Annotated in this window: 19 protein-coding genes; 11 read left to right on the top strand and 8 right to left on the bottom strand. The window is 61.9% G+C overall.

Annotation, left to right across the window (positions count from 1 at the left end; all coding sequences use genetic code 11):
• Window positions 1-62: 62 nt before the first annotated feature.
• Window positions 63-1,586, bottom strand: a complete 1,524-nt coding sequence (locus tag AB8A50_RS07070; RefSeq protein ID WP_120289412.1) for a porin — start codon at window positions 1,584-1,586, stop codon at window positions 63-65.
• 317 nt (window positions 1,587-1,903) lie between these two features.
• Entirely contained in the window at window positions 1,904-3,013 is a 1,110-nt protein-coding gene (locus tag AB8A50_RS07075; RefSeq protein ID WP_439079928.1) for an anhydro-N-acetylmuramic acid kinase, read from the bottom strand.
• Between the two features lie 155 nt (window positions 3,014-3,168).
• On the opposite strand from AB8A50_RS07075, the gene tyrS reads away from it, so the two are divergent.
• From tyrS to AB8A50_RS07095, 4 genes are all read left to right on the top strand, one after another.
• Entirely contained in the window at window positions 3,169-4,419 is a 1,251-nt protein-coding gene (tyrS, locus tag AB8A50_RS07080) for a tyrosine--tRNA ligase (RefSeq protein WP_439077229.1), read from the top strand.
• An 84-nt stretch (window positions 4,420-4,503) separates the two neighbouring features.
• Window positions 4,504-5,721, top strand: coding sequence for an MFS transporter (locus AB8A50_RS07085; RefSeq protein ID WP_439063963.1), 1,218 nt, complete (start codon window positions 4,504-4,506; stop codon window positions 5,719-5,721).
• A gap of 110 nt (window positions 5,722-5,831) precedes the next feature.
• Window positions 5,832-7,526, top strand: coding sequence for a methyl-accepting chemotaxis protein (locus tag AB8A50_RS07090; protein ID WP_309946071.1), 1,695 nt, complete (start codon window positions 5,832-5,834; stop codon window positions 7,524-7,526).
• A gap of 176 nt (window positions 7,527-7,702) precedes the next feature.
• On the top strand, window positions 7,703-9,397 hold the full coding sequence (locus AB8A50_RS07095; protein ID WP_231080590.1) for a methyl-accepting chemotaxis protein: 1,695 nt from the start codon (window positions 7,703-7,705) through the stop codon (window positions 9,395-9,397).
• 75 nt (window positions 9,398-9,472) lie between these two features.
• On the opposite strand, the gene AB8A50_RS07100 is transcribed toward AB8A50_RS07095, so the two are convergent.
• Both AB8A50_RS07100 and AB8A50_RS07105 read right to left on the bottom strand, forming a co-directional pair.
• Window positions 9,473-10,243 carry an SDR family NAD(P)-dependent oxidoreductase gene (locus AB8A50_RS07100; protein ID WP_231080589.1) on the bottom strand — a complete coding sequence of 257 codons (771 nt, stop codon included), beginning with the start codon at window positions 10,241-10,243 and terminating at the stop codon, window positions 9,473-9,475.
• Window positions 10,244-10,348: 105 nt separating this feature from the next.
• A complete protein-coding gene (locus AB8A50_RS07105; protein ID WP_439077230.1) occupies window positions 10,349-11,572 on the bottom strand; it encodes an ABC transporter substrate-binding protein in 1,224 nt (407 codons plus the stop codon).
• Between the two features lie 237 nt (window positions 11,573-11,809).
• Between AB8A50_RS07105 and AB8A50_RS07110 the strand changes: the two genes are divergently transcribed.
• A complete protein-coding gene (locus AB8A50_RS07110) occupies window positions 11,810-12,553 on the top strand; it encodes an IclR family transcriptional regulator (protein ID WP_175368901.1) in 744 nt (247 codons plus the stop codon).
• A gap of 45 nt (window positions 12,554-12,598) precedes the next feature.
• On the opposite strand, the gene AB8A50_RS07115 is transcribed toward AB8A50_RS07110, so the two are convergent.
• On the bottom strand, window positions 12,599-15,832 hold the full coding sequence (locus tag AB8A50_RS07115) for a YhdP family protein (RefSeq protein WP_439077231.1): 3,234 nt from the start codon (window positions 15,830-15,832) through the stop codon (window positions 12,599-12,601).
• Here AB8A50_RS07115 and AB8A50_RS07120 point away from each other — a divergent pair.
• The 5 genes from AB8A50_RS07120 to AB8A50_RS07140 all read left to right on the top strand — a co-directional run bounded on the left by AB8A50_RS07120 (window position 15,788) and on the right by AB8A50_RS07140 (window position 21,175).
• A complete protein-coding gene (locus AB8A50_RS07120; RefSeq protein ID WP_320444259.1) occupies window positions 15,788-16,348 on the top strand; it encodes a hypothetical protein in 561 nt (186 codons plus the stop codon). The two genes, AB8A50_RS07115 and AB8A50_RS07120, sit on opposite strands and share 45 nt — an antisense overlap.
• A 195-nt stretch (window positions 16,349-16,543) precedes the next feature.
• Complete coding sequence (locus tag AB8A50_RS07125) at window positions 16,544-16,684, top strand: hypothetical protein (protein WP_439077232.1); 141 nt, start codon at window positions 16,544-16,546, stop codon at window positions 16,682-16,684.
• Between the two features lie 20 nt (window positions 16,685-16,704).
• Window positions 16,705-17,499: a peroxiredoxin gene (locus AB8A50_RS07130; RefSeq protein WP_439077233.1), complete on the top strand. Its 795-nt coding sequence runs from the start codon at window positions 16,705-16,707 to the stop codon at window positions 17,497-17,499.
• A 91-nt stretch (window positions 17,500-17,590) separates the two neighbouring features.
• A complete protein-coding gene (locus AB8A50_RS07135; protein ID WP_439077234.1) occupies window positions 17,591-18,949 on the top strand; it encodes a M23 family metallopeptidase in 1,359 nt (452 codons plus the stop codon).
• 162 nt (window positions 18,950-19,111) lie between these two features.
• Window positions 19,112-21,175, top strand: coding sequence for a carbamoyltransferase C-terminal domain-containing protein (locus AB8A50_RS07140; RefSeq protein WP_439077235.1), 2,064 nt, complete (start codon window positions 19,112-19,114; stop codon window positions 21,173-21,175).
• Here the strand turns inward: AB8A50_RS07140 and AB8A50_RS07145 are convergent.
• A complete protein-coding gene (locus AB8A50_RS07145) occupies window positions 21,172-22,152 on the bottom strand; it encodes a tripartite tricarboxylate transporter substrate binding protein (RefSeq protein ID WP_439077236.1) in 981 nt (326 codons plus the stop codon). The two genes, AB8A50_RS07140 and AB8A50_RS07145, sit on opposite strands and share 4 nt — an antisense overlap.
• A gap of 196 nt (window positions 22,153-22,348) precedes the next feature.
• Window positions 22,349-23,218, bottom strand: a complete 870-nt coding sequence (locus tag AB8A50_RS07150) for a fumarylacetoacetate hydrolase family protein (protein ID WP_439077237.1) — start codon at window positions 23,216-23,218, stop codon at window positions 22,349-22,351.
• Window positions 23,219-23,445: 227 nt separating this feature from the next.
• Between AB8A50_RS07150 and AB8A50_RS07155 the strand changes: the two genes are divergently transcribed.
• Entirely contained in the window at window positions 23,446-24,075 is a 630-nt protein-coding gene (locus AB8A50_RS07155; RefSeq protein ID WP_089264128.1) for a helix-turn-helix domain-containing protein, read from the top strand.
• Window positions 24,076-24,159: 84 nt separating this feature from the next.
• On the opposite strand, the gene AB8A50_RS07160 is transcribed toward AB8A50_RS07155, so the two are convergent.
• Window positions 24,160-24,543: a hypothetical protein gene (locus tag AB8A50_RS07160; protein ID WP_439077238.1), complete on the bottom strand. Its 384-nt coding sequence runs from the start codon at window positions 24,541-24,543 to the stop codon at window positions 24,160-24,162.
• Window positions 24,544-24,571: the final 28 nt, after the last annotated feature.

A 24,571-nucleotide genomic window follows, 5' to 3' on the forward strand; every position in this document is an offset into this window, starting at 1 on the left:
AAAAAGCCCTCGGCCGGATCGGCCGAGGGCTTTTCAGTTTCAGTTTTAGGTCCTGATCGGGATCAGAACGAGCGCAGGATCTGGACCGAGCCGTTGTAAAGATTCTGATCCTTGATCTGGTAGGCCTGATTGGGCTTGCCAGTTGCCGTGCCGGTATAGGTGCCGTCGAGATTCTGATCGAGGCGGCTATAGGTGAATTCAGCCGACAGGGTCAGGTTCTTGACGGGGGTCCATGCAGTACGTGTACCGACCTGGGCAATTCCGAAATCAAAATTATTGGTCGTGCCAGTAATGCTGCCAGCCGTAGAGCCCGGGTTGGACGAACTGCTCGTTCCCAGGCGACCACCGGCCGGGCTGAATGCCGCGGCGAGCATCGCGTTGCCGGCATCGCCATAGGAGATATGGCTGTAGTTGCCGAACACCGAGGTGCGCCATGCCGTGTTCCAGTAGTGCTCATAGAAGGCACTGACTTCCCAGGCATCGCTCTGCTGGATCGAGCTTCCCGGCGAATACACACCGTCGAGCACGTAGCCGAAGCCAACCGTGTTGCCATCGAATTTGGCAAAACGACCGCCGCCGGACGTTTCGAGCGAGCCGCCGGTGAAGGCATAACGCGCGGCGCCCTTGGCATAAGACGCTTCGATCTTCAGGCTGTCGTTTGCACCGGTTGGCAGGACCTTGAATTCCACCGCGCCGCTGACGGCAAAGCCGTAGACATCGTCAGGATGCCCGAAGGATTCATTTGCCCCGTAGAAGCCGGCCGTCGACGTGTGCATGGCCGCAGCGAAATGCAGCGAGCCCCACTTCTGATCGAGCCGAAGGTTGCCGACGACATCAGGAATATGGTTGCCGCCCGTGGCGTTGCCGAAGAACGTGTTCGAATTGGTGCCGTAGAAGGCACCGGTGAACGACCCCGCGCCCGGCGCGACGATGAAGGTCGCGGTGTTGTAGAGGCCGGCATTGCGATAGGGCGACGCATTCTCGAGCGCGATGGTGCCCGAGAAGCCGTTGCCGAATTCAGCGGTGTAAGCGATTTGGGGAATGCCGGTCGTATTGCTCGAACCCGCAAGGAAGCCCGATGAGATCCAGGGCTTGGTCAGCGCCCATTGCGGATCGAAGTTCGAGACAGCCTTACCGAAGGTGAATCCGGCGAACTGGATGAATGCGAAATCCACTTCCGTGAAGCCGCCGGCGATGCTGTCGCGGTTCTGCGTGAAGTCGAGCTGCATGTTCGCATAGGTACGCACCACGCCGTATTCGGAGGCCGTGCGCGTATCGGTCGTGATGTTGATACGTTCGCGTGTGAGGAAGTTATCCTTGGTCCAGAGATTGTTGCCGCCGGCGCCGCCCTGCCAGAACGGCGCGTCGTACGGGCCACCGTTAAAAGTCGTATCGAGGCGGATCGCGCCGCCGATCTTGATGCAGGTGTCTGTGCCCGGGATGTAGTAGAAGCCGGCACCGTAGATCGAGCAGATCTTCACATATTCGACAGCCTTGGCCTTCACCGGAAGGTCCGCCGCCTGAGCAGTGCTCGCTGCCAGCAACGCTGCAGCGGAACCAAGTATCATTTGCTTCATCGTGGTCATGTTGCCTCCAGACCGATCGTATCGGCACGCGCGATTGCCCCGGGCGTGCCATTCATGAGGCAGAGTTGTGGAAGATCATGTTGCGAAACAATGCGCGCGGTCGATTGTCGCAGCATCATTTTCCGGCTGTGTGCTTTCGGCAACATATTAGGCAAACCGCGGCATTTCCGTACCAAATTCATCACGAGATTTGGTTATGCCCTCACGCATTCGTGTCCGCGGCAGCTTGCCGACTACCACAGGCATAGACGCCGTTATTCGCGATCAACCTGATTCGTTGAGTGAGTCGAATCGCCCTCACCACGGCGAACTTCGCACTAGCTCGCGAGGTAGTCCGCTCTCACACCGCCCGTCATCGGCTCCGGCACACCAGTCGTTGCCGGATAGCTCAACGGCAAGCCCGCAAGCGAGCGCGCCGCCAGGAACGCGAAGGCCTGCGCTTCCATCGCATCGGCCGACCAGCCCAGGTCATTCGCACTCTCGACGCTAGCGGCCGGCAATCGCTCCCGCAGCATGCGCAGCATCGTCGGATTGCGCGCGCCGCCGCCGGTGATGATCCAGCTGCGCGGCGGCTTCGGTAACAGCGGCGCAATGCTGGCGATGGTCGCAGCGGTGAACGCCGTCAGCGTCGCTGCACCATCAGCCGGAGTCGTATCGCTCAATTGCAATGCAGCGAAGTGATTGCGATCAAGCGACTTCGGCGGCGCTGCCGCAAAGAACGAATTCTGCAACCCCTTTGCGACCCACGCATCATCGACACGGCCCTGCGCCGCCAGTGCGCCATCCGCATCGAACGGCTGCCCCGTTGCACGCAACACGAAATCATCGAGCAGCGCATTGCCCGGACCGGTGTCGCAGGCAATCAACGCGATGTCGCCGTCAATGTAAGTCACATTGGACACGCCGCCGATATTGACCACGGCAATGGGCCCGTCACGATGCAGTCCCTGCGCCAACGCACGGTGATAGACCGGCACCAGCGGCGCTCCCTGCCCGCCCGCAGCCACATCAGCCGCCCGCAGGTCGTGGATCACCGGCAGGCCGACCATCCCGGCAAGACTCGCCCCATCGCCAATCTGCACGGTGAGTCGATCGGCGGGACGATGCAGCACGGTCTGGCCGTGAAAGCCGATGATGTCGATGCTGCCTCGTGCGATGCCATGATCAGTCAGAAACGCCTCGATCGCCTCAGCGTGGACCGATGTAACCACCCGCTCCGCCTCGGCCAGACTGCCCGGTCTGATATCGCGTCGGCTCAGTTGCACGGCCTCAGCCAGCGCCTGGCGCAACACGGCACGCTCAGCCTCGCTATATGGCCGATACCCCGACGGGCCAAACGACCCGACCCGTTCGCCATCAGTCTCGATCAGGGCGACATCGACCCCGTCCAGCGAGGTTCCGCTCATTAATCCGATCGCGGTCAGCATATCAGGCACACGGCAAAGCCCTCATTTCCGGTCAAAACTTGTGTCGAAGCGTCCAATCTTATAATGCCACAGGCACTTTGGGGCAGCCAGCACGCCCCCACCTTGCCGCCAATCCATTGAGACAGCGTAAAATTATCCAACCGAGCCGTAAACCGATGACCACCTACAAGTCCGATTTTCTCAACGTCCTGCAGAGCCGCGGCCTGATCCATCAGGTCTCGGATGCCGAGGCGCTGGACGCCGCCTGCTGCAAGGGACCGGTCACGGCTTATGTGGGTTATGACGCCACGGCGACCAGTCTGCATATCGGCAATCTGATCTCGGTGACCATGTTGTACTGGTTTCAGCAGACCGGCCATCGCCCGATCACGCTGATGGGTGGCGGCACCTCCATGGTCGGCGACCCGTCGTTCCGGGACGACCAGCGACAATTGCTGACGGTCGAAAAGATCGCGGAGAACATCGAAGGCATCAAGAAGATCTTCGGCAAGATGCTGACCTATGGCGACGGCCCGACCGACGCACTGATGGTCAACAATGCGGACTGGCTGCTGAAGCTGAACTATGTCGAATTCCTGCGCGACGTCGGCCGCCACTTCTCGGTCAATCGTATGTTGTCCTTCGACAGCGTGAAGCTGCGCCTTGATCGCGACCAGTCGCTGTCCTTCCTTGAATTCAACTACATGATCATGCAGGGCTACGACTTCGTCGAGCTCAATCGCCGCTACGGCACGCTGCTGCAGATGGGTGGCTCCGATCAGTGGGGCAACATCATCAACGGCGTCGATCTCAGCCACCGCATGGGCGGCCCGCAGCTCTACGCACTGACCACGCCGCTGCTGACGAAGTCGTCTGGCGAGAAGATGGGCAAGTCGGCCTCCGGCGCCGTCTGGCTCAATGGCGATCTCTTCAGCCCCTATGATTTCTGGCAGTACTTCCGCAACACCGAAGACGCTGATGTCGGTCGTTTCCTCAAGGTCTTCACGCGTCTGCCTCTCGACGAGATCGCTAGGCTCGCGGCCTTGGGCGGTTCGGAGATCAACGAGGCGAAGAAGATTCTCGCCACCGAAGCGACGGCCGTGGTGCACGGTCGCGATGCAGCAAATGCCGCTGCGGAGACGGCACGCAAGACCTTCGAGGAAGGCGCGCTCGCCGACAGCTTGCCGACCGTCAATATTCCGCAAGCTGAACTTGAAGCCGGCGTCGGTGTCCTCGCGGCCTTCGTCAATGCCGGTTTCGTCGCATCGAATGGCGAAGCGCGCCGCCAGATCAAGGGCGGCGGACTGCGCGTCAACGATGTCGCGGTGACCGACGAGAGGATGATGCTGACCCCGGTATTGCTGACCGAAGGTGTCATCAAACTTTCGATGGGCAAGAAGCGCCACATTCTGCTCAAGCCTGCATAGCCGCATTCATCCAGCGCACTTGTTCATGCACTGCGAAACGCGCTCCATGGCGCAGCTGTCGCAAACGCCGTGAAGAAGAGCCAGATGGATTTGAAGTCGTCGCAACGCATCGGACTATCGGTCCTCGGCCTCAGCTTCACCTTTGCGCTGTTCGGCCGGGGACTGCAGGAGAGTTTCTCGGTCTTCCTGCTGCCTATTTCACAATCATTCGGCTGGGACCGTAGCGAAGTCGTTTCGATCTATTCGTTGACGGCGCTGTGCGTCGGCCTGTCATCTCCATTGATCGGCCGGCTGTTCGATCGCTCGGGGCCGCGCACGGTATTCGTCGTCGGCCTTTCGGTCCTTGGACTTTCGTTGCTGGCCGCCGCCTATGCCCAGCACCTGTGGCAGTTTCAGCTCGCCCTCGGTGCCTGTTTCGGCTTTGCCGTCGCCTGCATCGGCAACGTCCCGAATGCGCTGCTGCTGGGACGCTGGTTCGGCAAGCGACTGCCGCTGGCAATGTCGGTTTTCTATTCCGCCACCGGCGCAGGCGTCCTGGTGATGCTGCCGCTTGCCCAGCTTCTGATCGATCACATCGAGTGGCGTGGCGCCTACCGCACCTTCGGCATGATCGCGCTGGCCCTGCTGGTACCCACCATATTGCTACCTTGGCGTAAGATCAGCGCGGGGTCGCCGCATCTCGATAAATCGGAGAAGCACGACGACATCATCGACGAAGGATGGACACTGGTCGGCGCCATGCGCCATCACGCATTCTGGGCGCTATTCGGCACATTCTTCTTCACTGCCATCGGCATGTTTGCAATCACGCCGCAAGTGGTCGCCTATCTCGTCGATGTCGGCTTCCCGCCTCTGCAAGCAGCGACGGCTTGGGGTTTCAGCGGCATAGCGCTGCTGTTCGGCATGATCGGCGTCAGCTGGCTCGACGGCGTGATCGGTCGACGGCCGTCGATCCTGTTCAGTTATTCAATGTCGATCCTCGGCATCGTGATGCTGTGGCTGCTGCAATGGTATCCGAACTACGCGCTGCTCACCGGCTTCGTCGTCTGCTTCGGCAGCATGATCGGATCGCGCGGCCCGCTGCTGTCAGCGACCGCCATGAAGATCTTTCGCGGCAAACGGATGGGCACCATTTATGGGACGATCACCTTCGGCAGCGGGCTCGGAGCGGCACTTGGCTCATGGACCGGCGGCCTGCTGCATGACTGGACCCAGAGCTATAACGCGCTGCTCGCCTTTGCCTTGATCAGCGTCGTGATCGGCATGATCCCGTTTCTCGTCGTCCCTGCCTTGCGCCGCTAAATCGCTACACATGCGTTCGCACAGCGAACTCATTGAGTTTGTCAGCCTTCACGATTGGTAAGCGACTCGCTGGTATCTCTTTGCCAGTAGTGCTCCGATCAGAGGTCGACATGAGTTTGCTTAGCCGTTTCACCATTCGCACCAAGCTCACCAGCATGGTGCTGGTTTCTGCTGCGTCTATTTGCGCCATCATCGCGGTGGCCGCTTCGCTCAGCCAGAAGCGCATGCAGCAGGATCGGATGGAACAGCTCCATACCGCGGTCGACCTGATGGTCGGCATGGCCGACAGCATGCAGGAAGAAATTGCGGCCGGAAAGATCATCTTGGCTGACGCCCAGATGCGCTATCGCCAACTGGCTCGCAACATGACCTTCGGCAACAAGCAAGGCTATCTCGTCGCCTACAAACCTGATGGCGTTCTCCTGGTGAATGCCGGCAACCCGAAGCTGGAAGACAAGAACACGGGCGCCAAGGATTCCAATGGCATCCTGATTTCCAGAGCAATCATCGACGCCGCACGCCAGACCGCCAATGGCGGCAGCACTTACTATCTCTATCCGCGTCCCGGCCAGACCGAGCCGACCGCCAAAATGGTCTTTGCTCGTTACTATGCCCCATGGGATATCACCTTCAGCACCGGCCTCTATATCGATGACCTCGACGCCGACGTGAATGCTCTCCTCGTCCGCCTCGGCTCGCTCGGCGCCGGCGTCCTCGCTGTAATGGCACTGCTGTCCTTTCTGATGGCCAGCGACATCTTGAGCGCACTCCGCCGGCTGCAGGCACGTATGCATGCCATTGCCAATGGCGCACTCGATGAGAATGTCGGCGAAACCGATCGCGGCGACGAAATCGGCCGCATGGCCGAAACGCTGGAAATGCTGCGCCAGACCTCGCTGACCGCCCGCTCCCTCGAAGCCGAGCAGGCCAAGTTGAAACAGATGAGTGAAGCCGAGAAGCGCGACGCGCTGATTGCCCTCGCCGATCGTTTCGACTCCTCCGTCGGTCAGTTGGTCGGCCTCATGGCGTCCGGTTCCACCGAACTCGAAGCCACCGCGCAGTCGATGAGCGGCACCGCCGCCCGCACCAATGACCAGGCCGGCATCGTCAACACTGCCGCCTTGCAAGCTAGCACCCGCGTGCAGACGGTCGCCGCCGCCGCCGAGGAACTGTCATCGTCAATCGCCGAGATCGCGCGTCAGATGGCGCAGTCGGCCAAGATCACCACCCACGCCGTCGACAGCGCCCGCCGCACCGACACCATCGTGCGTGCCCTCGCCGACGGTGCGCAGCAGATCGAGCATGTCGTCGAACTGATCTCCACCATCGCCGGCCAGACCAACCTGCTGGCGCTGAACGCAACGATCGAAGCAGCCCGTGCAGGCGATGCAGGCCGCGGCTTCGCCGTCGTCGCGACCGAAGTAAAGAGCCTTGCCGGCCAAACCGCCGACGCCACCAAGGAGATCAGCACCCGCATCGCGCAGATTCAGAGTGCGACCAAGGAAGCGGTCGACGCGATCCAGGGCATCACTGCGACGATCGAAGAGGTCAGCGCCATCGCCACCACGATCGGCTCGGCCATTGAGGAACAAGGTGCAGCGACCGCGGAGATCGCCCGCAATGTCACCCAGACCGCGCAGGCGACGCAGGACGTCACTACCAATATTGGCGGCGTCAGCGCTGCCGCGCATGAGACCGGCGACGCTGCAGGCATGGTGCTCAACGCCGCTTCCGGCCTATCGAAACAAGCCGAGCAATTGTCCGGCGAAGTCACGACGTTCCTCGCCGGCGTGCGGGCTGCCTAAGCATGACGAACTAAACCCCATTGAATGAAAGGCGCAGTCAGCAATGACTGCGCCTTTTTCATTTCAGGACCTGACGAAGCGGCACATGCTGAAAGGGATGCATTGCAACCCGTGATTTACCATTGGTAAGCAGATTGACGGTATCATTGTCTGGCCACTCTCACGCCGAGGTCCAGATGAGTCTGCTCAGTAACTTCACGATCCGCACCAAGCTCGTCAGCATGGTCGCGGTCTCTGCCATTGCGGTCTGCGCCGTCATCGCGGTCGCCGCTTCGCTTAGTCAGAAGCGGATGATGGAGGATCGGATTTTGCAGCTCCGCACCGCCGTCGATCTTGTCACTGGCCTCGCGCAATCGCTCCAGGACGAAGTTGAAGCAGGCAAGATGAAGTTGCCCGAAGCCGAAGATCAGCTTCGCCTGCGCAGCCGGCGCATGTTGTTCGACAAGGGACAGGGCTACGTGCTCGCCTATCGCGCCGACTCCACCGTGATGGTCCACGGCACGCTGCCGAAGCTCGAAGGCACCATCACCAACGGCAAGGATTCCAATGGCGTCCTGATCGCCTCCGCCGTCATCGCCGCCGCCAACAGCAAGCCTGAAGGTGCGACCGCGACCTATCTGTATCCACGTCCTGGACAGGATGAGCCCCGACCGAAAGTCGTGTTCGCCCGTAAATTCGCGCCGTGGAACGTCGTCATCAGCATTGGCGTCTATGTGGACGACCTCGATGCCGACATGAACGCCCTGCTGATGCGGCTCGGCTCTATTGGTGCCGGCGTGCTCGCACTTATGGCGCTGCTGTCCTGGCTGATTTCCAGCGACATTCTGGGCGCACTGCGCCGGTTGCAGTCACGCATGCATGACATCGCCAATGGCGCGCTCGACGCCAAGGTTGAGGAGACTGATCGCGGCGACGAAATCGGCCGCATGGCGGAAACGCTGGAGATGCTGCGCCAGACATCGCTGACGGCGCGCTCCCTCGAGGCCGAGCAGACAAAAATGAAAAGCCTCAGCGAAGCCGAAAAGCGCGATGCGCTCATCGCTCTCGCCAATCGCTTCGACGCATCCGTCGGCCAGCTGGTCGGACTGATGGCGTCGGGTTCGACCGAGCTCGAAGCCACCGCGCAATCCATGACGGGCACGGCCGATCGGACCAACCAGCAGGCCACGATGGTCAGCTCGGCTGCGACCGAAGCCAGCACGCGCGTGCAGACGGTCGCATCTGCCGCCGAGGAGCTATCCTCGTCGATCACCGAGATCGCACGTCAGATGGCCCAGTCCGCCAAGATCACGTCGCACGCGGTGGATAGTGCACGCCGCACCGATACCATCGTGCGGGCGCTGGCGGATGGCGCACAGCAGATCGAACATGTCGTCGAGCTGATCCAAACCATCGCTGCCCAGACCAACCTCCTCGCTCTGAACGCCACCATCGAAGCTGCGCGCGCTGGCGATGCCGGCCGCGGCTTCGCGGTGGTCGCCACCGAAGTGAAGAGCCTCGCCGGGCAGACCGCCGATGCCACCAAGGAGATCAGCACGCGCATCGCGCAAATCCAGAGCGCGACCAAGGAAGCCGTCGATGCCATCCAGGGCATCACGGCCACCATCGAGGAAGTCAGCGCCATCGCCACGACGATCGGCTCGGCCATTGAGGAGCAAGGCGCGGCGACTGCCGAAATTGCTCGCAACGTGACGCAGACAGCGCAGGCGACCCAGAACGTCACCACCAATATCGGCGGTGTCAGCTCGGCAGCGCACGAGACCGGCAACGCTGCGGGCATGGTGCTGAGTGCGGCAACCGGCCTGTCGAAACAGGCCGAGCAACTGTCCGGCGAAGTCAAAACCTTCCTCGCCGGCGTTCGCGCCGCCTGACGCAGATATCCCTCAAGCACGAAGGGCGCGGTCAGCAATGACTGCGCCCTTCGCTATTTTAGGAGTAACTGCCGATCAACGCGCGGTGAAGCCGCCGTCCACCGGCAGCGCAACGCCCGTGATAAAGGAGGCATCGTCCGAACCGAGCCACAGCGCGGCATGCGCTACATCCTCGGCCTTGCAGAGACGGCCCATGGGCACCGCCGCCAAAAGCTTGGCCTCGTTGGCCGCAGCTTCCGCTGCGACGCCCGAGCGGCCGGTGAAACCGAGCTTCATCGGCGTATCCGCAAGACCCGGGCAGATCACGTTGACGCGGACCTGATCGGGAGCGAATGCCTGTGCCAGCGACTTGGTGAGGCCGACCACAGCGAACTTAGCAGCCGAATAGATCGGGCTCATCATGGAGCCGACAATGCCCGACACCGACGAGGTGAAGATCACCGAGCCGCCGCCGCGCTTGCGCATGTGCTTGATCACTTCGCCGGCCGCCAGCGTCGCCGAGGTGACGTTGAGCGCCATCGCAAATTCATAGGCCGTGAGGTCGAGATTCTCGACGCCGGCCGGACCCGGCGTGCCGGCATGAGCCCAGAGGATATCGATACCGCCAAGTGCGGCAGCCGCCTCGTTGATTGAACTCTTCATCTGTTCGGTTTTCGACAGATCGGCCTGGATGGTGGTGAGCTCATAACCCAGCTTCTTCATGTCGGATTTGAGCTGCGCGAGCGCGTCCGCATTGACGTCAATGGCGGCGACCTTGGCGCCTTCCTTGAGGAACAGTTCGACGCCGGCGCGTCCCATGCCCGATGCAGCAGCGGTGACGGCGGCGAGTTTGTTGGCGAGACGCATTCTGTTGTCCTTGTGATGGTTTTGATATCGCGGTTCAGAAAAAGAAAAACGCGCAGCGCGGGGTCACCGACATCTGCGCGTTCTCATCGTTCGTTGCTGCAGCCGTTACTTGATCAGCGGGCAACCGCCGTCCTTGATCGGACGGAAGGCCGTGTCGGCCGGGATCGTCGCCAAAACATTGTAATAATCGTACGGCTTCTTCGACTCAGCGGGCTTCTTGACCTGGAGCAGATACATGTCGTGCAGCACGCGGCCGTCTTCACGCAGCGTGGTCTTGCCGAACAACGGATCGTCGAACGTACCCATCTCGCGGATCGCCTTCACGACCGCCGCGCCATCCTTCGGCGAGCCAACCTTGGCGACCGCCTTCAGATAGGTGAGCGACGCCGAATAAGCGCCGGCCTGGTTCATACTGGGATAACGGCCGTTGTTGCGCTTGGCGAACCGCTCGCCAAAGGTGCGGGTCTGCTCGTTCAGATCCCAGTAGAAACCCTCAGTGAGCTGCAGGCCCTGCGCCGTGTTGAGACCGAGAGAGTGGATATCCGAAATGAACATCAGCATGCCGGCAAGCTTCTGGCCGCCCTGCACGATGCCGAATTCAGACGCCTGCTTGATCGCCTTGATGGTGTCGCCGCCGGCATTTGCGAGCGCGATGATGTCGGCCTTCGATGCCTGCGCCTGCAGCAGATAGGACGCGAAATCGTTCGAGTCTGTCGGATGCTTGATGCTGCCGAGCACCTTGCCGCCATTGGCATTGATCACCGCGGTGGCATCGCGCTCCAGCGACGCGCCGAGTGCGAAGTCGACGGTGAGGAAGAACCAGCTTTTGCCGCCGGCCTTGGTCATGGCGTCGGCCGTGCCGTGCGCCAGTGCCCAGGTGTCATAGGTCCAATGCACCGAGTTCGGGGTGCAAGCCTTGCCGGTCAGGTCCGAGGTACCCGACGCCGTGAACAGTGCGACCTTGTTGAGCTCGGCCGTCAGCGGCGCGACGGCCAGCGACGTAGCGCTGGTCGGAATGTCCACGAGAACATCGACCCCTTCGGTCTCGTACCACTTGCGAGCAATGTTACGCGCGATGTCCGGCTTGTTCTGCGGATCGCCCTGGATCACTTCGACTTTGAACTTGTCCGCGCCCGGGAGCTTGTTGAAGTCCTCGACAGCCATCTTGGTGGCATCGAACGAGCCCATGCCGCCGATATCCGAGAAGATGCCGGACATATCGGCGAGAACGCCAAGCTTCACCGGCGTCTGTGCCGACGCCATCGGCGCGGACAGCAATCCGAGCGACAGCGCCACGGCTGACACGGCAACAGTATTGCGAATGGTCATCTATTCCTCCCCTGACAAATTCCGTGATCCCCCTGGCAAGGCGCCAGCCCGGCAATCACGTGAATAATTCTTGTTTATGAATTTATAAGACCTATACGTGAATTGTAAGTCAAGACCACCGCCGCCGATCTGGATCGCTTCAAGGACGTTTCAGCGATACAGGGGCCAACCAGAACGCGCAGAATCGCAAGCGTGTCGCGACGCGTGACGTGCCAACAAGGAAGAATGAGATTTCCAATGCTGGTCAGACAAGCTGCCAACGTCCTTGAATTGATGGAGTATTTCGCCCGGCGCAAACGCCCCGCAACGCTCGCCGAAATTTCGGACGACCTCGGCTGGCCGCGCTCCAGCACGTTCAATCTCGTCGGCACCATCGCCGACAAGGGCTGGCTCTATGAGCCCCGTGCGCGCAACGGCTACTATCCCAGCCCCCGCTGGCTAATGCTTGCCCGCGCTGTCGCAGATGCCGAGCCGCTCCCGGACGCGGCCCATGCGCTGGTGACCGAAATCGCCGACCAGACCGGCGAAACGACCGGCGTCGCCGCCCTCGCCGGCACGTCAGCAATCTTCCTGGATGTCGTCGAGTCCACGCATTCGGTGCGCTACTTCGCGCAGATAGGCGACCGCGTTCCGGTCCATGCGAGTTCGGTGGGCCGCGCCATTCTCGAGCAGCATTCGCCCGAGGAACGCAAGGCGATCTATCGCAAGATCAAGTTCGAAGCCTTCTCCCACACGACACCGACAACGGCAGAGGCGATCGAGGACGAACTCAGAGAGGCGGCCGAGCGCGGCTATCAGCAAAGTTCATCGGAATATATCGCCGACCTCGCGGGCGTCGCCGTGCCCTTGCCGGTGCAACATCGCCGGTTGTCGCTCGTGGTTGCCGGTCCGACGTCGCGCTGCCTGACACGGCGTCCCGAAACGGCAGCCATCATTCAGAAGCTGATACAGAGATTCGCATCCGAACTCGCGTCAAGTTAAGCCCCGCACAATGCGGCGAGCGCTGCGCTTGAGCCACAGACGTCGTTAGTTGCTGTTGTTGTTCTGGTTCGGGAATTCGACCGAATTGTTCTGCTTGCCGGTGCCGAATTCGAAGATCTTGCGGAACACGCCCGGTGCCATGGCCGAGATCGGATTGACGCGCAGCACCGGCGCACCGGGCGTACCGACGACTTCGTAAGTGACGCCGATCAGGCCTTCATTACTGCCGCCGCCGAGAAACAGTCCGACAATCGGAATCTGGCCGAACATGTTGTTCAGCCCATACATCGGCACAAAGGTGCCGCTCATCCGAACCTGGTTGAGCGGGTAATCGATGCTGCCCTCGATGGTCGCACCGACGGTCGGGCCTTTGACAACGCCGTCCCGAATGGTGAGCTGGCCGTTTTGCCGCGTGAACTCGGCACGCAACCGCGAGAACGCGACGCTGCTCTGCGCCGCGTTCTGCCCGCCTCCGGCAACACTGGCCAGTTGCGCCTCACCCTTGACGTTGAAGTCGCGGATATTGATCAGCCCTTCCTTGGCGCGGGTATCCGACGACGGCGGATCCATTGCCAGTGCGAGCTGGCCTCCCGACATCTTGGAATAGGTGTCGGTCGCGCGCAGGAAGGCGCCGGCATCGTTGGTCTCGATATAGATGACGTCACGGCCGGCCCCCTGGGAGCGCCCGCGCATGTCGCCCGTCAGCGGTGTGTCGCGTCCGAGCTTTCCGCTCAGGGAGAATTTCTGGATCGTGCCGTTGCGCCGCGAAATCTTGGCATCGACGCTACGAACCGCCTCGCCGTAGTAACCAGCAACAGCGCCGAGCTTCACGTCAATATCGAAGTCGACCGATTTGGTTTTGCTCTTGGGATCCCCATCCTTGCCTGAAATCGCCGATTTCAGGAAGCCGCGGCCGTCGAACACGTCGCCACGCATCGTGACTTTCAATACGCCATCCGGACCACGGTCTGCCTTCAACGACGTCTTGTCGCCCTCAGACGGCGAATAGGTTGGGAAGTTCACACCGACGAGGTCACCGTTCTGATCGACTTCGACGGAGCCCTTGATCGAAGCCCCACCGCCATCGACGACGATATCTTCCAGACGGGTTGTGTCGCCCTTCTTCACGACGTTGAAGACAGCGCGAGCGCTCTTGCCGGGCAGCTTCATCCAGCCCGGCAGGATATTGTCGAGCTTCAACGGCGTCAGATCGGCGTCGACCCCGAGCTTGCTGTCACGGTCCCCGGAGCCAATCTTGCCGACAACCTTGATCGGGAGATTGCCGACCACCGCCGGTCCGAGGTCCACACCGAGCCGCGCGCGGCTTGCATCGTCGAGCGTCGCGTTGAGACGCACATCGGCATCGCCATCGGTCGGCTTGCGATAGTCGAGCGATGCCGCCTGCCCGTTGATCTTGACGTCACCCTTGACCTGATAGCCCTGATTGTTCGCTGTGACCTTCAGCGAATTGGCTTCGAGCTTCTGGTTCATCACCAGCTTGTCGGCGGAAAATGCCGTCAGATCCGCGGTGATGTTGTAGGTCGTATCGGCCTTGGTCAGTTCGTGCTGGATAGGCATGCCCATGGCGACCTGAGCGGTCACATTGCCCTTGGTGGTCGCCGGGTCGAGCATGTTGCCGGTGACTTCGCTCAGACGGTTGGAGTTGAGGACATCGGCCACCGCCGCCACCGGTCCCTCCAGTTTGAAACGCACGCGAGCTGGCGATGGCTTCGGCGCCATATCCGGAACTTCGAACACGATATCGCTGAGATTGAGCTTGCGTCCGCCCGCGGTCTCGGAGTTTGCCTGACCGATTGTCACGGTCGCGGTCCGTCCCGTGACGCGCGCGCGCAAATCGCCGTCGCGGATCACCGGCATGCCATCTACCGGATGCAGCGCCACGCCATTGGCGAGGATTTTCACCGACAGCCCCTCATCGGGGATTGGCGGCCCGCGCCGTGTAAGGTTCTTGGTTGGCGAATTGACCCCGATCTCGATGCTCTGAAGCTGCCCGCCCTCGATGCGTTCGGTAACCCATTCGCGTACTTCAGGCACGATCAGGATCGGCCACATGCGCTTGAGCGCCGAGGCCGACATCGGCGTTCCCGCAAAGCCGAGGGTCATGCGCGGCTCGCCCGCGTAGTCAATGCTGCCTGTGCCGGCGACGCCGATCTCGCCGTTGCTGATATTCGCCCGCGTCAGCAAAACCCGGCGGTTGTCGGAATCGAAACGTAAGCCAATGTCGATGCTGTTGAAGATCAGCGGCGCTTCACCCGGACCTCCGCCCAATACGATGGTTCCGCCGCTGATCCCTGCCTGCCACGAGTCGGTCGCGCCATTGGGGGGCTCGACATGGGCAAGCGAAGTGACGCGGTTCTCACCGGACACGAACTTGAACGGCGCCAGCAGCACACGGCGGCCGGCATCCCACTCGACGCTCAGCTCCGCCTGATCGATCGGCATCGGATAATCCGGCGTGTCGTTATCGACGATGTTGCCGGCGCCTGCTGTGAGCTTGCCGCGGAAATAGGTCGGGAGGCCGTCGCGCCCGATTTCGCCCCTCAACTCACCGGTCAGCGGCAGATCGGCGCTGTAAGTCAGATCCTTCATGCGCAGCGCGAGCAGGATATTCCGGGTCGAGACCTTGTCGGCCCGCAGACTGACCGCACGCACGCCATTGGCTGGCGCGCCGACCGTGACGCCGAGTGTCCATGGGGCCTTGCCGCCTTCGCCCACTGTCATCATGACGCCGCCGCCGCTCGGTCGGCGCAGGGTCAGGCTGATATTGTTGAAGTCCCACGTATTGCCGCGCTGCTGGTCATCAACCACCAGCTTGCCGTTCTTCAGACCGATCTCGTTGAGGTTCTGTCCGTCGAGGCCCGACAGGGTCAGGCTATCGAGCCAATCGAGACCCGCAAGCAAGCCGGTGGATGCCTCGCGCTTGTCAGCAGGGGGCTGCGGAATCTGGACCACCGGCGGCTGCGGCTGCCGCGGGAAAGTGAGTTCCGATTGTCGGCCCGGACCGAGCCACGACCCTGGTGTACGCGGCGATGCGACACCCGTCGCAATCGGGCGAGCATTCTCGCCGGTCGACACCGTCACCTGCCCATCCGGCGTAATGCGCACAGCCAGCACGACATCGACCAGGTTGAGGCTTTCGGCGCGCAAGCGGCCCATCATCATGGCAGCAGCAGAGAGACGGACTTCGGCCTTCGGAGCACTGGCCACGACGGCGTGATCACGATCGCGGACGACGATGTCGCGGATACGCACAGCCATCCGGACCCGCCCGGCGCGTTCGATCTGCGTGCCGCCAACTTCGACCGTATTACCCTGCCCGATATTGTCCTGGATCGCCTCGACCAGCCACGGTGTGGCCATGTCGAAATTGATCGGGCCTGCGCCCAGCCGGACCCACAAGGCGCCAAAGCAAACACCAAAAATAATCAGAAGGATGCCGAGAACAGCCGCGATCCGCTTGACCCATCGACCGCCGAACAGCCAATCGCGAACCGCAACGAGTCGATCGCCGAAACGGTGCCAGCCACTATCTTTCTTGGACAGCAAGCGGCGTGCACGGTGATGCCCGGCCTCGTCATGCTGATGATCCCAATCGGCATCATCCCATTGCAAGGACTCGTCATCGGCGCGCGATCGATACGCTTGTGGCGGCTTATTTCTGGCCATTGCCTCTCGGTGCTGGCGCTGACTATGAGAATGATCGTCACCGGCCCTTCGCGCATCGACAACCGACGAGCGCTTTTCTGCCGGCATCGCTGCCAATCCTCGGTTTGAATTATAACTCGTCGTGCGGTCGTTGCGGCGCCCCTATGGCGCACGGAACGTGTGTTGCGTCGAATCCTTTGTAACCATACTCCGAGACCAGCATATTTGGGCCAGCGCATTTGCACCGCAACGTGCCGCCACCCGATCGCCGGTGCTTTGCAATGTCATCACACTGAGCCGCTGAAAGCGACGAAAGGAAGGCGTATGTCCAAGAAATCGCGCAAGAATCCCTCGAAACGAGCCATCTGTACAGTGGCAGAAAACGCATCGGGCGCGAAAGCCGAATTGACGCTGGAAACTGCGGCCAAGCGCCTCGTCCGGCGCGCCGCGCAATTGAACCGCTGAACGCGAAGAAAGGAACATCCATGGCCAAGAAAGCCAGCAAGAAACCCGCCAAGGCCGCCGCCAAGAAAACGGCCAAGACTGCTTCTCCCTCGAAGGCGAAGAAGCCTGCCAAGGCTGCGACAAAGTCCCCAGCCAAAAAGGCTGCCGCCAAGCAAGCCAAGCCTGTGGCGAAAGCCGTGTCCAAGGCGCTAGCCAAGCCAGCCGCCAAAGTCGCGAAGGCTCCTGTCGCCAAAAAGGCTCCAGCGACTAAGACGATCGCCGCGAAGGCGTCGCCCAAAGCAGTTGCGAAGCCTGCGCCGCCCTCCGTGGCGGCACCGAAAGCAACTCGCGAGAAAATCGCACCGGCGCCTAGTATCGCAGCCGAGGGGGCCAAGGCTCCGGCCTTCCAGTTGCCCCGTGACGGCGGCGCCACGGTCTCGCTGTCGGACTATGCTGGCCAGAAGCTGGTGATCTTCTTCTACCCCCGCGCCAGCACTCCGGGCTGCACCAAGGAAGCCATCGACTTCACCCGCCTGTCCGCCGACTTTCAGGCAGCCAACGCCGCCGTGCTTGGCGTCTCGGCCGACCCGCTAAAGGCTCAGGAGTCGTTCCGCGACAAGTTCGCGCTGGGAGTTCCGCTGCTGTCGGATGCGACACAATCGATGCTGAAAGCCTATGGCGCCTGGGGCGAGAAATCCATGTACGGCAAGACCTTCGAAGGCGTTCTTCGCACCACGGTTTTGATCGATGCAAAAGGCAACGTTGCGAAGATCTGGCACAGCGTCAAAGTGGACGGACACGCAGACGCGGTGCTCGAAGAGGCACGTCGGATTTGATCAATGTCATTTGCTCAAAATTAACCATGAAGGGCTCAAATCGCCTCCGTTGAGCCAGCCGACGAGTCTCCGGCTGGCATCAGGAGTGCTGATGTCGAACCGCCCTACCCAATATGCCGAGTACCCTCAGCACCACGCACATGACCATGGACGGCCACAGGCGCGCCGCGTCGGGCCGGTCAAGGCGCCGCCCCCGAAAGCCAATCAAAGCGACTATACGATTGCTCATGGCGGCAAGCAGGTCCGCATCGGGCCTGTGGTGTTCTGGATCGTCGTCGGCACGGTGACCGTGCTGGGAGCATGGTCTGCGGCCACAGCCACTTACTTTGCCTTTCGCGACGACGTGCTGACCAAGCTCATCGCGCGCCAGGCGGACATGCAATATGCCTACGAAGATCGCATCGCCGAACTCCGCGCCAAGATCGACCGTACCACCAGCCGCCAGATGCTGGACCAGGAGCAGTTCGACCAGAAGCTCGATCAGGTCATGCGCCGGCAGACCACGCTGGAATCGCGCGCCACGGCGCTCGGCACCATGCCCGATCTGTCTGTTACAGGCTCGATCGGCAAGCCGCCGGCCCGTGGCGCCGCGATCGAGCCTACGACATCGATCCCCAAGCCGTCGCCGATCAGCGACACGGTGACCTTCGTGGCGCCGCCGGATCGCGAAGCGCGGCTTGAGTCCCGCACGCCTGCGCTCACCGCCCAGCAACCCAACCAGTTCGCCAAACTCGGCGGCGTCGACAATGTGATTGGTCGCCTGCAGGCCTCGCTCGATCAGGTCGAGAGCCGCCAGATTGCGACACTCGCCGCGGCTGAAGAATCCATGGACTCCAAGGTTCGCCGCATGCGTGGCGCGATTTCGGACCTCGGGCTCAATATGGCGAAACTCGAATCCGCCACACCGCGCGCGCCCATGGGCGGCCCGTTTGTGCCGGTCAAGCTATCTTCAAGCGCGGATCCGTTCGAACGCCAGCTCTACCGTATCCACGTGACCCGCGCGCAGATGGACAAGCTCAACCGGACGATGGCGCTGGTGCCCTATCGCAAGCCGGTCGTCGGCGAGGTCGAATTCACCTCAGGCTTCGGCGTCCGTAGCGATCCGTTCCTCGGCCGCCCCGCAATGCATACGGGCCTCGATTTCCGCGGCGCCACGGGCGACCCGATCCGCGCCACGGCCAACGGCCGCGTCGTTTCCGCGGCCTATGCCGGCGGTTACGGCCGCATGGTCGAGATCGACCATGGCAACGGATTGTCGACCCGCTACGGCCATATGTCCGTGATCAACGTCAAGGTCGGCGATATCATCAAGATCGGCCAGGTGATCGGCCAAGTGGGCTCGACCGGCCGCTCCACCGGTCCGCATCTGCACTATGAAACCCGGATTGACGGCGAGGCCGTCGACCCGCAGAAATTTCTCCGTGCCGGCGTGCGCCTCAACGCAGGCTAATTGCAGCATGCGGGGCATTGTTGCCCTGCCCCTGATGTGATTGAAGCGGGTCTCCGTCAAATCCGAGGCAGCCCGTTGAAATCCCCCCGACGCATCGGTCCCCGTTTCCCCCGTCTCGGCCGGTTCTATTTCCGCGCCACACGACGGGTCGCGACTTGGGCGATGACGCTGGCAGGTTTTCACGCCAACGACTCCCATTTCACGGTCCGTCGCATCGTAGAGATCCGCGCCAAGCTTGCGCGCGGTGAGACGGTTCTACTCGCCGGCCTCGGACTGCCCGGCACGCACAATTCGGGCGTGGCGCTGGTCGAAGTCACGCAGGCTCACGGTCCGCGCCTCATCATCAACAACGAAGAAGAGCGCTTCTCGGGCGACAAGCACACCACGCAATATCCGCGCGCAGCACTCGATGCGATGCGCGTCACGCTGCAAGCGATGGGCCGTGACGTCGCCGATATCGATGCATGGCTGACGACCTGGGACTATCCCGATCTGCTCGGCACCCTGGTGCGAAGCATCGTCGAAGAACTGCCCGACGGATTGAAGCTGCTGCGCACCAAGAACTCCGTCAGCTTCGACGCAAGACGCCTCGAGCAGATGACGCGGACCCCGAAGCTGCTCCGCAAGCAATTCGGCCTGCCCGCGCGCGTCCCACTAGTGATGATGCCGCACCACGATAACCATGCCTGGTTCTCATTTGCAGCGTCGCCATTCGATGACAGCACTGAGCCGGTCGCTATCGCCGTCCTCGACGGAACCGGTGATCAGGGCTCGATCTCGCTCTATGCGGCCGAGAACGGCGAGATGAAGCGGCTATATTGCAATAACAGCGTGTTCGACTCCCTCGGTGCGTTCTACAGCGTCATCTCGTCGACACAGGGCGGCTGGACTTGGCTCTCCAGCGAGGGCCGCTATATGGGCGCGGCCGCCTGGGGCGACATGGATCGCGCCAGCAATCCGTATTACGCACGCTTGCGCGAGGTGCTGCATTTCGGTGCAAATGGTGAGATCCAGCTCAACCGCGCCATGGGCAACTGGTACTGCGACCCGTTCGAGGCGCCTTACAAGTCCGCATTGATCAAGATTCTCGGCGAGCCGCTCAAACCAGATCAGCTCTGGAATCCGGACGCCGTGCTGCGCGTCGAAGATATCCAGCACCGGCCGGATACGCAGGACCGTCTCGATAAAGCGGCAGCGACGCAGCTTGTGTTCGAGGACGCGATGAAGCACGTCGTCGATCATCTGCTGCGCACCACCGGCGCGCATCGGCTGGTGCTCACCGGTGGCGTGGCGCTGAACGCACTCGGCAATATGCGGCTGCTGCAGCATTTCGACGAGGCGTGGTTCACTCAGGCTCAGGGGCGTGCAAAACGGCTGCATCTCTGGATCCCGCCGACGCCCGGCGACCCTGGCGTGACCATCGGCGCCGCCTGGATGTTCGCGCATCTCATCGGCGCGCCACGCGGCGCCGCGATGACGCACGCGTTCTATTGCGGCGATGCGCCGACACAGAGCGACATCACCGCGGCACTGCAGGCTGACGACATCAAGACACAGACAATCGGCAATATCTCAACGCCTGAGGGCTGCGATACAATTGCCGACCTGATGGCCTTCATGGTCGCTCAGAGCGGCATCATCGCGCTCTATCAGGGCGCGGCGGAGACCGGCCCACGTGCGCTCGGCCATCGCTCGATCCTCGCCAATCCCTGCGACGCCGGTACGCGCGAACGGCTCAATGAACGCGTGAAATATCGCGAGGCGATCCGCCCCTTGGCGCCGATGGCGACGCTTGACGCGGCGCACGAGTATTTCGATTTGCTGGAGGGCGCGTCTGACGCGAACTACAACGCCTACAATTACATGGTGCTGACGGCGCAATCGAAGCCTCATGCACGGGAGAGAATTCCGGCCGTTATCCATGCCGATGGCACCGGACGTATCCAGATCGTCCGCGCCGAGGATGATCCGCTCACTCATGCCTATCTCAAGGCGCTCGGTCGCCATATCGGCGTCGAGCTGTCGGTGAATACCTCATTCAACGTCGCCGGCCCGATTGCACAGACGCCGCAGCAGGCCGTCGAGACCCTGCGCCGTTCGGCGGGTCTCGACGTGGTGCTGATGGTTGCGAGCGACGGTCAGGTGACTGCCGCCTGGCATGGCGGCACCCGCGACAGCGGCCGCTTCACGGCTTGGCTGTCGGAGTGGACACGCAGCCGCAGTTAGACCTTGCCGATCTTCCTTGCGACGGCAACCAGACGCGCGCTGTCCTTGGCCACGAACGCCGCGAACTCTTCCGAGTCCTGATAGGCGGGCATATTGCCGGCAGCCTCGAACGTCTTCGTGACTTCCGGATCGCTCATCGCCTGCTTCATGGTCTCGCGCAACTTGGTCACGACCGGTGCGGGCATTCCCTTCGGCGCAAACAGGCCGGCCCAGATGTAGAATTCGACATCGGGATAGCCCAGTTCCTTGAACGTCGGCAGACTCGGGAAGGCAGCGAGGCGTTCGCCGCCGAAGTTTGCGAGAACACGCAATGTCCCGGCATCCACATGTTGCTTGAGCGTGCCCGGCGCCGAGGCCAGCGCCTGGATTTGGCCACCCAGGAGATCGCTGATCGCAGGCGTTGCGCCGCGATAAGGGACGTGGAGCAGCTTGATGCCGGCGGCGATCGCAAACATCTCCATCGAAACGTGCAGCGTACCGAACGGACCCGACGATCCGTACGATATCGCTCCGGGACGCGCCTTGGCGTCGGCGACGAATTCCTGAATCGTTTTCCAGGGCGCACTAGCCGGCACGGCGAACAGGGTCGGATCTGCGAGCACGCGCGCAACAGGCTGCAGTTGATCGACTTCATAGGCGACCGGCCGATCGTAGATGCGATCCGACTCAGGCAGCACCGCGAGCGACGACAGCGTCATCAGCAGCGTATGCCCGTCAGGCTGCGCGCGGGCAACGGTCGCGTTGCCGAGCGAGCCGCCGGCGCCGCTGCGGTTGTCGATGATGACCGGCTTGCCGAGGACCTTCTGCATATAGCTCGCGACCGGACGCGCGGCGATGTCGGCCTGCCCGCCGGCCGGAAATGGCACGACCATGGTGATGTTGCGGCTTGGCCAGGCTTCCTGCGCGCGTACGCCCTGACCGGTCAAAGCGAGCGTCGACAGGCCCCCGAGGCCTGCAATGAAGTCACGACGTTTCATACTTGTCTCCCGTTTTGTTTTTAAGCAACGCATTGGTTTCAGTCGCATCCAGGGGACGACGCACCATCTCGGGAGACAGCGCCTGCGCGCCTTGGAGCGCTCTCAAAGCTCTAAGTTGTTGAAGTTCGCAGAATTGAGCGTGGGGCAGATGATGCCCCGCGCCTCTTCATCAAAACCGCAACCGATGTAAGCTTAATCAGCCGACCGGGTTTTCGAGTTTGCCGATGCCGCTGACCTCGATCGTAACCACGTCGCCCTTCTTCAGGAAGCGCGGCGGCGTGAAGCCGAGGCCGACGCCAGCCGGCGTTCCGGTCGCGATCAGATCGCCCGGCTCCAGCGTGATCCCTGCCGAGAGCGTCTCGATCAGCGTCGGAATGTCGAAGATGAGATCGGTCACCGACGCATCCTGGCGCTTTTCGCCATTGACGGATGTCGTCAGTCGCATTTTCGTCGGGTCGGGCATCTCGTCAGCGGTCAGGATCGCCGGACCCATCGGGCAGAAACCGTCGATGCCCTTGCCGATGAACCACTGACGATGCTTGTGCTGCAGCGTGCGTGCCGTGACGTCATTGATGATCGTGTAACCGAACACATGCGCCAGCGCGTCCTGCTTCTTGATGCCGCGGCCGCCACGCCCGATGACGACCGTCAGCTCGCCTTCGTAGTCGGTACTGTCGGTCGGATCGAGATAATTCGGAATCGACTTGCCGGAACCGATCACCGTGCTCGACGGCTTCGTGAAGATGACTGGCGCTTCCGGCACGACTTCCTTTGCCGAGGAGTCGAAACCACTACCCGCGAATTCCTTCGCGTGCTCATGATAGTTCTTGCCAACGCAAAACACGTTGCGTGCCGGGCGCGGGATTGGCGCAAGAAGCTCAACGCTGGCGACAGGAAGGGGCGCGCCCGCTGAAGCGGTAAGCGTACCCTTCAGGCTATCGAAATTGGCAATTAGCGCAATCATATCGGGGGCAACGTCGCGCGGCAGCGGCGAGACCTGAGTGAGCGCCTGATCTGCAATGCCGACCGTGGCCCGGCCCTCGTGCAGGAAAGTAACAAGGTGCATTCTTCCTCCTGATATGTCTGCTTGTCGGCGAACGGATCGCCGGCATCTTCTAAAGATACACCTATCTTCGATAGAAGATTTTGGCAAGCTGATCATCCCGGCTATTTATTCTTTAGAAGACGCACGCGGTCATCTGCCGCAGCAGGATGTGACATGGCGGGCAACGGCGCCTAAGATGGAATCACCGGCGGATTACATCCGCGAATGACATTGGAGCAGCACCCGATATGGCGAAACCGGCGACGCGGAAGGTCGTTCGTGAAGACCCCGTCAGTCGCGCATTCGGCGATCGGGTTCGCATATTGCGTGAACAGGCCAACCTGACCCTGGAGCAGTTCTCCAAGCAGTCCGGTGTCAGTCGGGCGATGCTGTCGAAAGTCGAGCGCGGCGAGAAGAGCCCGACGATCGGGGTCGCGCGACGTATCGCGCTGGCTCTGGAAACATCGTTCTCGACGCTGATGGGCGACGACGACGCGCCACGACGCGCCTTCGCTGTGGTGCGCAAGGATCAACGCCAGATCTTTCGCGATTCAAAGACGGGCTTCGAGCGCTTCCTGCTGTCGCCCGTCATGGCCGGCATGGCAGTGGAAGTCGTCCTGCATCACCTGCCCCCGAAAACCTCGACCGGCAAATTGCCCGCCTACCCGCAGGGCACATCCAAACACGTCCTTGCCACCCACGGACGCGTCACCGTGAGAACCAAGGATACCGAGACGGTTCTGGATGAGGGTGACTCGCTGTATTTCGAAGTCGACGTCGAGCACTGGTTCGAGAACAAGACTGCGCGCCGGTGTGAATACTACCTCGTGATTTCGGTGCCTCCGAGTTACGGACGACGCAGCGACGGCAAGGCCTAGCACGCGTCCGCAAGTTTGAAGGCCCTCGCTCACCTGCGAGCGAGGGACCTGTTGGCTAGCAGCCGATTTGAATCTGCCACACAATTACTTCTTCAGGCAGAGACCAACGGTTGGCGTCGTGGTGCACTTGGTGCCATCCGGTGCGCCGCCACTCGGGCAGACAACGGACACCAGCGTCTCCGTCGCCTCGCAGCTGATCGCGCCATCTGCCTGCACCGCGCGGAAGCTCACTGATGCCGCATCGCCCTTGTCACCCTTGGCGCCGGGCGTGCCCTGCGGACCTTGAGGTCCCTGTGCACCCGCCTGTCCCTGCGCGCCGGGAATGCCCTGAACGCCTTGCGCCCCCTGCGGACCGGCCGGCCCCTGCGCGCCGGTTTCGCCCTTCGGACCTGCTGGTCCGGGATCGCGGCCGCAGCCGCCCAGCATCAATGCAACGCCAACAGCAAGAATTGGAATGATCTTGTTCATGCCCCACACCCCGTTGAATTCGTGATAC

The sequence above is a fragment of the Tardiphaga sp. 841_E9_N1_2 genome (assembly GCF_051811065.1).
Lineage (GTDB): Bacteria > Pseudomonadota > Alphaproteobacteria > Rhizobiales > Xanthobacteraceae > Tardiphaga > Tardiphaga robiniae.

What these genes read in the sequence shown, in the direction of transcription:
- AB8A50_RS07070 (WP_120289412.1), bottom strand. Translation starts at nt 1,586, where the DNA reads ATGACCACGATGAAGCAAATGATACTTGGTTCCGCTGCAGCGTTGCTG.
- AB8A50_RS07075 (WP_439079928.1), bottom strand. Translation starts at nt 3,013, where the DNA reads ATGCTGACCGCGATCGGATTAATGAGCGGAACCTCGCTGGACGGGGTC.
- tyrS (WP_439077229.1), top strand. Translation starts at nt 3,169, where the DNA reads ATGACCACCTACAAGTCCGATTTTCTCAACGTCCTGCAGAGCCGCGGC.
- AB8A50_RS07085 (WP_439063963.1), top strand. Translation starts at nt 4,504, where the DNA reads ATGGATTTGAAGTCGTCGCAACGCATCGGACTATCGGTCCTCGGCCTC.
- AB8A50_RS07090 (WP_309946071.1), top strand. Translation starts at nt 5,832, where the DNA reads ATGAGTTTGCTTAGCCGTTTCACCATTCGCACCAAGCTCACCAGCATG.
- AB8A50_RS07095 (WP_231080590.1), top strand. Translation starts at nt 7,703, where the DNA reads ATGAGTCTGCTCAGTAACTTCACGATCCGCACCAAGCTCGTCAGCATG.
- AB8A50_RS07100 (WP_231080589.1), bottom strand. Translation starts at nt 10,243, where the DNA reads ATGCGTCTCGCCAACAAACTCGCCGCCGTCACCGCTGCTGCATCGGGC.
- AB8A50_RS07105 (WP_439077230.1), bottom strand. Translation starts at nt 11,572, where the DNA reads ATGACCATTCGCAATACTGTTGCCGTGTCAGCCGTGGCGCTGTCGCTC.
- AB8A50_RS07110 (WP_175368901.1), top strand. Translation starts at nt 11,810, where the DNA reads ATGCTGGTCAGACAAGCTGCCAACGTCCTTGAATTGATGGAGTATTTC.
- AB8A50_RS07115 (WP_439077231.1), bottom strand. Translation starts at nt 15,832, where the DNA reads ATGGCTGTGCGTATCCGCGACATCGTCGTCCGCGATCGTGATCACGCC.
- AB8A50_RS07125 (WP_439077232.1), top strand. Translation starts at nt 16,544, where the DNA reads ATGTCCAAGAAATCGCGCAAGAATCCCTCGAAACGAGCCATCTGTACA.
- AB8A50_RS07130 (WP_439077233.1), top strand. Translation starts at nt 16,705, where the DNA reads ATGGCCAAGAAAGCCAGCAAGAAACCCGCCAAGGCCGCCGCCAAGAAA.
- AB8A50_RS07135 (WP_439077234.1), top strand. Translation starts at nt 17,591, where the DNA reads ATGTCGAACCGCCCTACCCAATATGCCGAGTACCCTCAGCACCACGCA.
- AB8A50_RS07140 (WP_439077235.1), top strand. Translation starts at nt 19,112, where the DNA reads ATGACGCTGGCAGGTTTTCACGCCAACGACTCCCATTTCACGGTCCGT.
- AB8A50_RS07145 (WP_439077236.1), bottom strand. Translation starts at nt 22,152, where the DNA reads ATGAAACGTCGTGACTTCATTGCAGGCCTCGGGGGCCTGTCGACGCTC.
- AB8A50_RS07150 (WP_439077237.1), bottom strand. Translation starts at nt 23,218, where the DNA reads ATGCACCTTGTTACTTTCCTGCACGAGGGCCGGGCCACGGTCGGCATT.
- AB8A50_RS07155 (WP_089264128.1), top strand. Translation starts at nt 23,446, where the DNA reads ATGGCGAAACCGGCGACGCGGAAGGTCGTTCGTGAAGACCCCGTCAGT.
- AB8A50_RS07160 (WP_439077238.1), bottom strand. Translation starts at nt 24,543, where the DNA reads ATGAACAAGATCATTCCAATTCTTGCTGTTGGCGTTGCATTGATGCTG.